The organism is Chromohalobacter canadensis (genome assembly GCF_029544075.1).
Lineage (GTDB): Bacteria > Pseudomonadota > Gammaproteobacteria > Pseudomonadales > Halomonadaceae > Chromohalobacter > Chromohalobacter canadensis_A.
Genome location: NZ_JAJQJH010000001.1, coordinates 218605 through 230735, shown reverse-complemented (window position 1 = coordinate 230735; position 12131 = coordinate 218605). Strand labels below are relative to the sequence as shown.

General features: G+C 61.1%; 10 protein-coding genes and 1 tRNA gene. 6 read left to right on the top strand and 5 right to left on the bottom strand.

The genetic code is table 11. From position 1 onward, the window contains the following. Positions 1-14: 14 nt before the first annotated feature. On the bottom strand, positions 15-623 hold the full coding sequence (locus tag LUN51_RS01135) for a LysE family translocator (RefSeq protein ID WP_277809774.1): 609 nt from the start codon (positions 621-623) through the stop codon (positions 15-17). Positions 624-674: 51 nt separating this feature from the next. After that, positions 675-1049 (bottom strand): MliC family protein, encoded by a 375-nt coding sequence (locus LUN51_RS01130; protein WP_277809773.1) that lies wholly within the window; start codon positions 1047-1049, stop codon positions 675-677. Positions 1050-1256: 207 nt separating this feature from the next. On the opposite strand from LUN51_RS01130, the gene LUN51_RS01125 reads away from it, so the two are divergent. Further along, complete coding sequence (locus tag LUN51_RS01125) at positions 1257-2018, top strand: EAL domain-containing protein (RefSeq protein ID WP_277809772.1); 762 nt, start codon at positions 1257-1259, stop codon at positions 2016-2018. A 58-nt stretch (positions 2019-2076) separates the two neighbouring features. On the opposite strand, the gene LUN51_RS01120 is transcribed toward LUN51_RS01125, so the two are convergent. Beyond that, positions 2077-4524 carry a membrane-bound PQQ-dependent dehydrogenase, glucose/quinate/shikimate family gene (locus LUN51_RS01120; protein ID WP_347276504.1) on the bottom strand — a complete coding sequence of 816 codons (2448 nt, stop codon included), beginning with the start codon at positions 4522-4524 and terminating at the stop codon, positions 2077-2079. Between the two features lie 289 nt (positions 4525-4813). Further along, positions 4814-4900: transfer RNA gene (locus tag LUN51_RS01115), tRNA-Leu, on the bottom strand. 158 nt (positions 4901-5058) lie between these two features. Between LUN51_RS01115 and queA the strand changes: the two genes are divergently transcribed. From queA to secF, 5 genes are all read left to right on the top strand, one after another. Further along, positions 5059-6129, top strand: coding sequence for a tRNA preQ1(34) S-adenosylmethionine ribosyltransferase-isomerase QueA (queA, locus tag LUN51_RS01110; RefSeq protein WP_277809770.1), 1071 nt, complete (start codon positions 5059-5061; stop codon positions 6127-6129). Positions 6130-6158: 29 nt separating this feature from the next. Next, positions 6159-7277, top strand: coding sequence for a tRNA guanosine(34) transglycosylase Tgt (gene tgt / locus LUN51_RS01105; protein ID WP_277810176.1), 1119 nt, complete (start codon positions 6159-6161; stop codon positions 7275-7277). A gap of 69 nt (positions 7278-7346) precedes the next feature. Then, positions 7347-7676 (top strand): preprotein translocase subunit YajC, encoded by a 330-nt coding sequence (gene yajC, locus LUN51_RS01100; protein ID WP_040242920.1) that lies wholly within the window; start codon positions 7347-7349, stop codon positions 7674-7676. A gap of 100 nt (positions 7677-7776) precedes the next feature. Continuing rightward, the gene (gene secD, locus LUN51_RS01095; protein ID WP_277809769.1) at positions 7777-9627 is read left to right on the top strand and encodes a protein translocase subunit SecD; all 1851 of its coding nucleotides are present in this window, start codon (positions 7777-7779) and stop codon (positions 9625-9627) included. A 12-nt stretch (positions 9628-9639) separates the two neighbouring features. Further along, positions 9640-10548 (top strand): protein translocase subunit SecF, encoded by a 909-nt coding sequence (gene secF, locus LUN51_RS01090; protein WP_277809768.1) that lies wholly within the window; start codon positions 9640-9642, stop codon positions 10546-10548. 60 nt (positions 10549-10608) lie between these two features. Here the strand turns inward: secF and LUN51_RS01085 are convergent, their stop codons facing one another. Next, positions 10609-12024, bottom strand: coding sequence for a sigma-54 interaction domain-containing protein (locus LUN51_RS01085; protein ID WP_277809767.1), 1416 nt, complete (start codon positions 12022-12024; stop codon positions 10609-10611). Positions 12025-12131: the final 107 nt, after the last annotated feature.

Below are 12131 nucleotides of genomic sequence, written 5' to 3'. Positions count from 1 at the left end.
TTTCCAACGGCCCATCAACCGATGACGATGCGCAGCGCCAAGCCCAGCAGCAAGACGCCCGTCATTCGGTTGATCCAGTGCGCACGTGCCTGAAGCCAGGGCAAAATCGCTGAATGCGAGAGCGCCAACGCCACCAGCACGTACCAGCCGGCATCGATCAGTGACGCGGTCGCCACGATCATCGTCTTGGCCCCCGCGCCCATGTCGGCGCTGACGAACTGGCTCAACAAGGCCACGAAGAACAGAATCAGCTTGGGATTGGCCAACGCTACCAGTACGCCATCCCGCGCAGCCACCCCAGGCCGGCTCGCCACACCGCCTGTCTCCAGGGCACCGCCCCGGCCAGCGCGCAACGCCTTCACGCCAAGCCAGGCCAGATACGCCGCCCCGCCCCAGGTGATGGCCTTGAACAACATCGGCTGATGCACGATGACAGCGCCCAGTCCCCACACGGTCAACGCCGCATAGAAGCCCACACCCGCCGCGTGGCAAACGCTCGCGACGACGCCCGGCATGCGCCCGCCGCCTAGTGTGTGGCGCAGCACCATCGCCAGGCTCGGCCCCGGCGACATCGCCCCCATGGCGCAGACAGCCGCCAGCGACAGCCACAGACTCAATGACATCACACAGACCCCGTCCTGAAGTGAGCTTGCAACTTAAAATAAGCGCTCAACTTAGAGGTCGGCGTCCTTCATGCGGCCCTGGCAGTCGCGCTCGATGACGTTACGTTCACCCTCGTCATTCTCGCGATACAACATTCCGCTATCGCCTTTGGTGTGCCAGATATAGGCGAGCTGTTCGTCGTCGCTTGCATAGCGCGTGCCGGAGCCCGAGGCAATTTGGTGCATGGGAATGGAATCGTGACCATAGCTCAACATGGCACGATCGGTGTCGGCGCCATATTGGAAATAGGTCACCGACAGCGACGTCTCTCCCGCACACTGGTAAATCTGGGTATGCTGCTCGACACGATCAGCATCGCCGCCTTGCATGGCGCACCCCGTCATCAAGGTCGCTAGCGCCAACAGGGTAAGACTGACAGATTTCATCGGAACTCCTTATCCAGGATCTTTATCCAGAAACATCATGATGGAAGCGCAATACACGCGACGCTCTCAAAGGCGTATCGCACCTAATTTATGATCGTACAATAATACCGCAGACATCCTAACTTAAACGACGCGTGCCGCGCTCAGCACGCATCGGGATATAGGGCATCATGACGGTGCTCTCAGCCCACCACACGGAGATCAGGCATGACGAATTGCGCGCGAACCGACCATCATTGTCAGCGTTGCGAAGGCCCGTTACCGTTCGCGTTCAGCATGGCGTTCCAGCCCATCGTCGATGTCGCCACGCAACGCATCGTTGCTCACGAAGCCTTGGTACGCGGCGTCAATGGCGACTCGGCCTATGAGGTACTGTCCCAGGTCTCGAACACGCTACTATATCGCTTCGATCAGGCCTGCCGCGTCAAGGCCATTGAACTGGCCAGCCAATTGGGCATGTCCAGCGCGCTCTCGATCAACTTCCTGCCCAACGCCGTCTATGAACCCGAAGCCTGCATACAGGCGACGCTAGCGATCTCAGAGCAGGTCGGATGGCCCGTCGAACGGCTAACATTCGAGATCACTGAAGTCGAGAGCGTGCATGATCGCGGCCACCTGCGCGCCATCATCGACACGTATCGCCAGATGGGCTTTACCACCGCCCTGGACGATTTCGGCAAAGGCCACGCCAACCTAGACCTGTTGGCCGAGTTGCGCCCGGACAAGCTCAAGATCGACCGTGCCCTGGTGATGGACTGCCACCGCGACACACGTCGCCAGATTTTGCTCAAGGCGGTCGTCGACATTGCCACCCAGCTCGACATCGAGCTGGTCGCCGAAGGCATCGAATGCCGGGACGAAGCCCGCTGGCTCCATGAAGAGGCCGGCATCGTGCAGCACCAAGGCTTTTATTACGCGCGTCCCGCGTTCGAAGCACTGCCCCCGGTCTCGGTCTTTACTGACGCCTAAACAAAACGACCCCGGCGCTTTGCCGGGGTCGCTGTGCTTCTCTTACCCTATCGGGCCGTCAGGCATCGTCGGGCAACGCATAGGCGATCACGTAGTCACCACTAGGGGTTTCCATGAAGTGGTGCCCCGTGGCGACGATCACCAGATACTGACGACCATTCGCCTCATAGACCATCGGATTGGCTTGGCCACCCGCCGGTAATGGCGCTTGCCACACGGTCTCGCCGCTCTCGATGTCGATCGCGCGGATCAGATCATCGGTCGCCGCAGCGATGAAGATCAGGCCTCCGGCCGTGACCACCGAACCGCCGTTATTGGGTGTGCCGATATCGATGGGCAAGCCGGAACGAATTCCCCACGGGCCGTTGGCGCGCGCCGTGCCCAACGGGCGATCCCACAGCGTATCGCCGCTGGCCAACTCGATGGCGCGGATATGGCCATACGGCGGCTGCTTGCACAGCATACCGGTATAGGGCACGCGCCAGCCGGCGTTGACGTTGATAGCGTAAGGCGTGTTGGCCTGCGGATCGCCCGCGCCTTCGGCGCCGCCGCTGTCGCTATCGAGCTCCTCGCGAGGCTTCCAGCCCAGTTCATTGGCCACATCACGGGGCACTAGCTCATTGTAGTTGGGCATATCATTGTAGTTGGCGATCATCACGCCACGCCGAGGATCGATGGAGACACTGCCCCAGTCGGAGCCCCCATTATAGCCAGTGTACTGAATCCACGGCTGATCGGCGGTGGGCGGCGTGTACATGCCCTTCCAGCTGGCTTGCTGGTACTGGATACGGCAGAAAAGTTGATCGAAAGGCGACATGCCCCACATGTCCTTCTCGTTGATGTCGGGCTGACGCAGCGTGGCATAGTTCGAGAAGGGTTGGGTTTTGCTACGCTCCTCTGGCTCGGCGCCGCCCTGGGGAACCGGACGCTCCTCGGCGCCGCCGCCTAGCAGTTCGCCGGTCTCGCGGTTGAAGACGTAGATCTCGCCCTGCTTGGTGGGCATCACCAATGCCGGCACCTCGCCCTCGTCGGTGGGGAAGTCGATCAGCGTCGGCTGCGAACCGGGGTCATAGTCCCAGACATCCTTGTGGGCGGTCTGGAAGTGCCACTCAGGCAGCCCGGTCTCAACGTTGAGCGCCACCATCGAGCTAGCCCACTCGTTTTCTTCCGGCGTGCGCGAACTGCTCCAGTAATCGGCGGCGCTATTGGCCATCGGCAGATACACCAGACCGAGCTGGCTATCGCCGGCGGCAGTCGTCCACATATTGGGAGAGCCGCGCACATATGTTTCCTCACCGCTGAGTGGTTCGCTCTGCTCGGGACGTGCCGCGTCCCAGGCCCACTCGAGCTCGCCGGTCACGGCGTCAAACCCTTTGATGACACCGGAGGGCGGATAACGCCGCTGGCCATCGAGCACCTGGTGGCCGGTGACGACCACATCGCGCACCACCACCGGCGCGGAGTTGATGGACACGTAACCGTCCGGCGTCTCACCCATGTTCTTCTTGATGTCGACTTGGCCGTTATTCCCGAAACCGGTACACGGTTCGCCAGTCGCAGCATCGACTTCGAGCATGCGGCCATCGAGCGTGCCGGAAATGATGCGGGCGCGGCAGCTCTGCGAATCGCTATCACCGCCATTGGCCAGATCGTCGAGACGGTCATCCGGCACTTCATAATACGTGACGCCACGGCAGGCGGCGGTATAAGGAATCGCGTCTTCGGATACATGTGGATCGTAGCGCCAGTTCTCTTCGCCACTATCGGCATCGAGCGAGATCAGGATGTTGCGCGACGTACACAAGAACACATCATCACCGACCTTGAGCGGCGTGGTTTCTGCGCCCCAGCGATGATCGAGCAAATCGCCGGTGCGGTATTGCCACGCCACCTCGAGATCACCGACGTTGTCCGGGGTAACCTGGTCGAGCGGCGAATAGCGCGTCGCGGCACTGTCGCGTCCGTAGGCGACCCAATCCTCATCGTCGGGCGTATCCGCAGGCTGGGCGCCGCCGACATCGGTCGCCAATGAATTCTCGGCGACGTCCGGCACGTCCTCGAGATGTTGATAACCGCGCGGTACGAATGCCAAGGCACCGGCGACGATCAGGCCCAGGCACAACACGCCCGCCACCGAGAACCCCGCCTTGCGCGAGGGCCCGCCCCGAAGACTCGGCATGACCAGCGCGACCAGAATGGCCAGGATCAACGCGACGTCGAGACGCGGAATCCAGCGCCAGTAATTCAACCCGGATTCCCAAGCGGCCCAGATCAGCGTGCCAATGAACACCACTCCATAAATCCAGGCACCGGAAACACGACCACGCACCAATTGAACGCCGGAGACGAGCATCAGAATGCCCGCGACCGCGTAATACCAGGAACCGCCCAGTGACGCTAGATAAAGCCCGCCGCCGCCCAGCGCGAGGCCGGCGAGCGCAACGATAATACCCACCAGCTTGGCGAACAAGCCGCCAGCCCTGTGGGAAGATGTATTAGTAGCCAAAACGTTTCTCCTTGAATGACCGTATCCCTTGTATCGCCGGTGAAAGCGACACGCCATGCGGCTTGAGGCACGCCACCGACGCGTCCTGCCACCTTGATGGCTCGCCCTCAGGATAGAGCAATCAAAGCGTTTTACATAATTGATTAATAAATAATATAAGGAACGGCAGGCGAGCAGAACGCTTGACACACGCGCACGAAAACCAACGCATGTCTCATCGACATCATCAGGGAAAGGAGATAGCTAGAAGCTTGTCTTGCTGGAATGACCAGAGGTCATGAAGGAAGGCTGGTGCCCGGGGTCGGACTCGAACCGACACGGTGTCGCCACCGGGGGATTTTGAATCCCCTGCGTCTACCAATTTCGCCACCCGGGCAGCGGAGACGTATTATACGGAGCAGATTGGCGACGTCAATCATTGGGCCTGACTTCGTCGCCTGTCTCGATTATCATAGGCCGCCTTCGTCGAGCGCACGCCGTGCGTGCCTCATCTCCGATTCAGTTTTTCGATTCTAGGTCGTCCTCTCCAACGCCATGCAGCGCGCCGATTTCCATTTCGATCTCCCCGATGAGCTGATCGCTCGTTACCCGTCCGAGACGCGCAGCGATTGCCGTCTACTGTGCCTGGACGATGAGAGCGGCGAGGTCCAGCACCGCCGTTTCACCGACCTGCTGACGCACCTCGAGCCCGGCGATCTGCTGGTGTTCAACGACACCCGCGTGATCCCCGCGCGACTATTCGGGCAAAAAGCCAGCGGCGGGCGCGTGGAGATGCTCCTCGAGCGCCCGCTGGATGCGCATCGGGGCTTGGCGCATCTGCGCGCCAGCAAGGCGCCCAAGCCCGGCACCGAGCTGATTTTCGAAGGCGACATCCACGCGGTGGTCGAGGAGCGCCATGAGGCCTTGTTCGAGCTGCGTTTCCTGGGCGAGACGCCGATGATCGAATTGCTCGAGAATCACGGCCACATGCCGTTACCGCCTTATATCGACCGCGAGGACGAGCTCGGCGATCGCGAGCGCTATCAGACCGTCTACGCCCGACGTGAGGGCGCGGTGGCGGCACCCACCGCCGGCCTGCATTTCGACGAGGCGCTGATGGCAGCGCTGCGCGAGCGTGGTGTGGAGATGGGCTATGTCACCCTGCATGTGGGCGCGGGCACCTTCCAGCCAGTCCGTGTGGACGATATTCGCGAGCACCATATGCACAGCGAATGGCTGGAAGTCGACGAGACACTCTGTCGCCAGGTCGAGGCCACGCGGGCACGTGGCAAGCGCGTAATCGCCGTAGGCACGACCAGCGTGCGCTGCCTGGAAACCGCCAGCCAAGGCTGCGACGACGGCCGCATCGCGCCTTACCGTGGCGATACCGATATCTTCATCTATCCCGGTTACGCATGGCGCTGCGTCGATGCGCTGATCACCAACTTCCACTTGCCCGAGTCGACCCTATTGATGCTGGTCTCGGCATTCGCCGGCTATCACCAGGTGATGCATGCCTACCGCGAAGCCGTCGCCGAACGCTATGCCTTCTTCAGTTATGGCGATGCCATGTTGCTCAGCCGGGCTGAGACGTCACACCCCTTTCCCGAGACTTCCCATGCGTAACGAGACTTCCCATGCGTAACGAGAGCTTCATGCGTTTCGAGCGCATCGCCGAAGACGGCATGGCGCGACGTGGCCGTTTGAGCTTCCCACGTGGCACCGTGGAAACCCCCGCGTTCATGCCCGTCGGCACCTACGGCACGGTCAAGGGCATGACGCCCCAGTCGGTGAAGGACATCGGCGCCGAGATCATTCTCGGCAACACCTTTCATCTATGGCTGCGCCCCGGCACCGAGGTCATCGAGACGCACGGCGACCTGCATGACTTCGCCCAGTGGGACAAGCCGATCCTCACCGACTCCGGCGGCTTCCAGGTCTTTTCGCTGGGCGACATGCGCAAGATCACCGAGGAAGGCGTGCACTTCCGCTCCCCCGTGGACGGCGCCAAGGTGTTCATGGGTCCCGAGGAATCGATGGCCGTGCAGCGCTCGCTGGGCTCGGACATCGTGATGATCTTCGACGAGTGCACGCCCTACCCGGCCACCGAGGCAGAGGCCAAGCGCTCCATGGAGATGTCGCTGCGCTGGGCCGAGCGCTCGCGCATCGCGCACGGCGACTCGCCCTCGGCACTGTTCGGCATCATTCAGGGCGGCATGTACCCCGAGCTTCGCGAGCGCTCCCTGAAGGGGCTTATGGACATCGGCTTCGACGGGCTCGCCATCGGCGGTTTATCAGTGGGTGAACCCAAGGAAGAGATGCTCAAGGTACTCGACTATTTGCCAGGCTGGATGCCGGATGACAAACCACGCTACCTGATGGGTGTCGGCAAGCCAGAAGACCTGGTCGAAGGCGTACGGCGCGGGGTGGACATGTTCGACTGCGTGATGCCCACGCGCAACGCGCGCAATGGCCATCTTTTCACTGCGGATGGCACCGTCAAGATCCGGAATGCCCAGCATCGCCACTCCACGCAGGCACTCGAAGCGGATTGCGATTGTCATACATGCCGGCACTTCACGCGCAGCTATCTGCACCACCTGGATCGTTGTGGCGAAATGCTCGGCGCGATGCTCAATACCGTGCACAATCTACGCTATTACCAGCGCGTCATGGCTGGTTTGCGCACTGCCATTGAAGCGGGTACATTGACTGCCTTTGTCGAGGACTTCTACGCACGGCGAGGCATGCCGGTGCCGCCGCTGGCAGCGTAATCCAAGGCCATCCGGGATACGCTCTCGGGTCCAGGTTCACCCCCAACTACCATCCGGAGATAACAATCCATGCTGGAGTTTTTCATTCCCGCAGCTCACGCGCAGGATGCTTCCCCCGCGGGCGGCGGCATTGCCCAGATCGTCATGCTAGTCGGCTTCGTGCTGATCTTCTACTTTCTGCTATGGCGCCCGCAGTCCAAGCGTGCGAAGCAGCACAAACAACTGATCAGCAATCTGGCCAAGGGCGATGAGATCGTCATCGGCGGCGGCCTGATGGGACGTGTCACTAATGTCGGCGACGATTTCATCAGCTTGGAAATCGCCGAAGGCACCGAGGTGAACGTTCAGAAGAACTCCGTCGCCGCGGTATTGCCCAAGGGCACCCTGAAGTCCATCTGATCTCCTATCAGGAGGCGCGAAACCGCCCCTCCTCAACGCCACCGGCCATGCTCTATGGTCGGTGGTTGTCTTCTGCGTCAGCAACAAGGACAGGGCTTCCATGCTCAACCGTTATCCCCTGTGGAAGTATCTGCTGATACTCATCGTACTTCTCGTCGGCATCATCTACGCGTTACCCAATCTTTACCCCGCCGACCCCGCCGTTCAGATCAGCAGTACCGCCAGCGGCACCGCACTCGATCAAGAGCGTCTCGATCGCTTGACCCAAGCGCTCGAGGACGAAGGCATCGACATCAAGCAAAGCGAGTTGGATGGCAACAGTGCACTGATTCGCCTCGACGAGGCCGATCAGCAAATCGCTGCTCGTGACATACTCGATGACCGCTTGGGCGACGCCTACACCGTGGCGCTCAACCTTGCCGATTCGACACCCGACTGGTTGGCCAGCCTTTCCGCCACCCCCATGAAGCTCGGCCTCGACCTCCAGGGCGGGGTGCACTTTCTACTGCAGGTCGACATGGACGCTGCCGTCCAGCAACGCTTGGAAGCGAATGCCAGCGCCGTCCGCGACATCCTGCGTGACGAGCGGATCCGTTATCGTGACACCGAGATCGGCGACCGTACGATTACGTTCCAGTTCGCCAGTGAGGACGATCGCAACGCTGCGCGCGGCTTGATCGCCGACCAGTTCCCTGACTTCGACTACGAGAACGAAGACAGCAGTAGCGGCGCGGCCCTGACAATGACCTTCACCGAACAGGCCGTACAGGAATTGCAGGACTATGCCGTCAATCAAAACCTGACGACGATCCGCAACCGCGTCAACGAGCTGGGCGTCTCGGAGCCACTGGTGCAGCGCCAGGGCCCCAGCCGCATCGTCGTCGAGCTGCCCGGCGTGCAGGACACCGCCGCGGCCAAGCGTATCGTGGGGGCCACAGCGAATCTGGAGTTTCGCCTGGAAGCCCGCCCGGATACGCCCGAGCGCGAGATCGAAACGCTCAACTTTCGCAACGACGAAAATCGCAGCGCAGAGTTGATGCGTGACGTCATTGTCACCGGCGATCATGTCTCCAGCGCCAGCCGCAGCTTCGATCAAAACAACCGTCCGCAGGTCAACATCAACCTCGATGGCACCGGTGGCTCGATGATGAGCCGCGCCACGCGTTCCAATATCGGGCGCAACATGGCGGTCGTCTTCATCGAGCACAAGACCCGTACACACACGGTGATGGAAGACGGTGAAGAGGTCGAAAAGCGCGAGGCCTATACCGAGCGTGGCATCATCAGCTTGGCGACCATACAAAGCGCCTTGAGCAATCGCTTCCGCATCACCGGTCTCGACTCCTCGAGCGAGGCGGCAGACCTGGCCTTGCTGCTGCGCTCCGGCTCACTGGCAGCCCCCATCTACTTCGCCCAAGAGCGCACCATCGGGCCCAGCCTGGGCGCTCAGAACATCAACCAGGGCATTCTCTCGGTAGAACTCGGCCTGTTGCTCGTGGTGCTGTTCATGCTGGTGCGCTACAAGGCCTTCGGCGTGGTCGCCAACATCTCGCTGGGGCTAAACCTGGTGCTGCTGGTCGCCGCAATGTCGATGCTCGGCGCCACTCTGACGCTCCCTGGGATCGCCGGCATCGTGTTGACGCTGGGCATGGCGGTGGACGCCAACGTCTTGATATTCGAACGAATACGTGAAGAGATCAAAGCCAAGATGCCGGCCCAGCAAGCCATACATGCCGGCTTCGAGCGCGCCTTCACCTCGATCGTCGACGCCAACATCACGACCCTGCTGGTGGCGGTCATCCTGTTCTCGATCGGCACCGGGCCGGTCAAAGGCTTCGCCGTCACGCTGTCGCTGGGCATTCTGACCTCGATGTTTACCGCCATCCTGGTCTCACGTGCCCTTATCAACCTCACCATCGGCGGGCGCCCGCTGAAGAAAATCTGGATCTGAGGAGAGCGAGCGATGCGACAGTTAGACTTCATGGGCAAACGCCGCATAGCCTTCGCCGTTTCCGTGCTGCTCGCGGTCATTGCGATCGGTGCCCTGGCGTTCAAAGGCCTCAATCTGGGCCTGGACTTCACCGGCGGTACGCTGGTGGAAGTCCGTTATGAGCAAGCTCCAGCCCTCGACGACCTACGCAGTAAATTAGGCGACGAGGGTTTCGAGGATGCCCAGGTGCAAACCTTCGGCACCTCCAATGACATCCTCGTGCGCCTGCAGCAGACGTTCGACAACGATGTCGGACAACGCGTCGTGGATATTCTGGACAGCGAGGCGAATTCAGTAGACCTGGTCCGCGCCGAGTTCGTCGGCGCGCAGGTCGGCGATCAACTGCGCGATCAGAGCGGCATGGGCATGCTACTGGCCCTGGCGGTGGTGATGGTGTACGTGGCGTTCCGCTTCCAGTACAAGTTCGCGCTCGGCGCCCTGATCTCCCTCGGGCATGACGTGGTGATCATACTCGGCATCTTCGCGCTGTTCGGGCTGGACTTCGATTTGACGGTGCTGGCCGCCATCTTGGCGGTGATCGGTTATTCGCTCAATGACACCATCATCGTCTACGACCGAATACGCGAGAATATTCGCAAGTCGCAAATCGACGATATGGCGCAGATATTCAACGAGTCGATCAACCAGACCCTGGCGCGCACCATGGCGACGTCGGGGACCACATTGCTGGTCTTACTGGCCTTGTTCTTCCTCGGCGGGGACATGATCCACAACTTCTCGATCGCCTTGATTCTGGGCGTCGTCGCGGGGACTTTCTCGTCAGTATATGTGGCTGCCGCGTTGTTGCTGGCCATCAAACTGCAGCGCCAAGACCTGATTCCATCGAAGAAGGAAAACGACGAGGAAGAAGAACTGCCTTAGGACCCGTCGGCCTTGCTGCTCGATACGCCTCCCTCCGGGGAGGCGTATTGCGTTGCGAAACTAGTCGCGCGATGCGATCTTCAACCCATGGCGGCGTAGCTTGCGCACGACACTAGGCTGACTGATGCCCAGGCGTTCGGCCATGGCATAGGTGCTCGACACCCGCATCGCCAACTCGCCAAGGATCTCAGCCTCGACGGCCTCCAGCGTCTCGCGCAGGGAGCGCCCTTCTTCCAGCGTCATCAACGGGCTATCACCGCTTGCCGCTATGCTCACGCGCGCCGGCGTCACGTCATGTTCCTCCATCGGCGCGCCGATGACACCGCCTTCGGCGGACAACCAGGCGCGTTCGAGCCAGTTCTCCAGCTCGCGGACGTTCCCCTGCCAATCGCCGCCCATCAGCTCCGGCCAGACCCGCGGATGCAAAACCTTATCCATGCCGTAACGCTCGTTAAGTCGAACAAGCTGGCGCTCGGCGAGGCCGGGGATGTCCTCGCGACGCTCGCGCAGGGGTGGCAACGTGACAGGGATCACGTTGAGCCGATAGTAAAGATCGAGGCGAAAACGCCCTTCCTCCACGCAGCGCGCGAGATCTTGGTTGGTGGCGACCACCAGGCGAAAATCGACCCGTCGAGCGCGCGTATCGCCCAGCCGTGTCAGGTAACCGTCCTGAATCACCTTTAACAGCTTGCTCTGCATGGCCAGAGGCAGCTCACCGATCTCGTCGAGAAACAACGTGCCTTTGTGGGCCTGTTCGAGCAGCCCCGCCTTGCCCATGCGCGCGGCGCCGCTGAACGCACCGGGTTGATAGCCGAACATTTCGGATTCGAACAGCGACTCGGGAATCGCCGCGCAGTTGACGTCCACGAAGGCACCATCGCAACGCTGGCTCCAGCGATGCAGCTGGCGCGCGAAGGCGGTCTTGCCGACTCCCGACTCGCCGAGCATCAGCACCGTGGCATCGGTCGGGGCCACGCGCTTGATGAGCTGCGCCACCTCGTGCATGACCTGGCTGCGCACCTCCAGCGACTCCAACTCCAACGTATCGCCTGATGCCGGACTGCCACCACGCTTGAGGTGCTCATTGAAGCGGCGCTGGAGCAACGCATATTCGTCCTGCAGCAGGCGCAGATCGGTCATGTCCATGGAGCGACTGATGACACGTACCAACGTGCCCGCCGAATAGACCGGATGCGCCTCGGCAATTACCTGACGCCCCGTGCCGGTACGTTGCATGACCTGGGCCGGTTGGCCGGTGCGTATCACCTCCAGCGATACCGACGGGGACAACACACCTCGCGCCTCCAGCTCGTGCACCGTGGTCGCGCACAGCGCCTCGCGACTCATGCCGTATACCGCGGCACTACCGGGGCTGACATCGAGCACATGACCGTCGACGTCGACGATGAACACATGGTCATGTCCGGTATGCACCAGCGCCTTGAGGGTTTGGGCCTCGATATCATTGTCAGACATGCCGTCTTTCGATTCATTTTTGCATTGCAATTCAATAGTGGATCACTCATGCGGTAAAAACAATGCAATCTTGAATCACAGGCAACGCTAACTCATTGATTTATCGT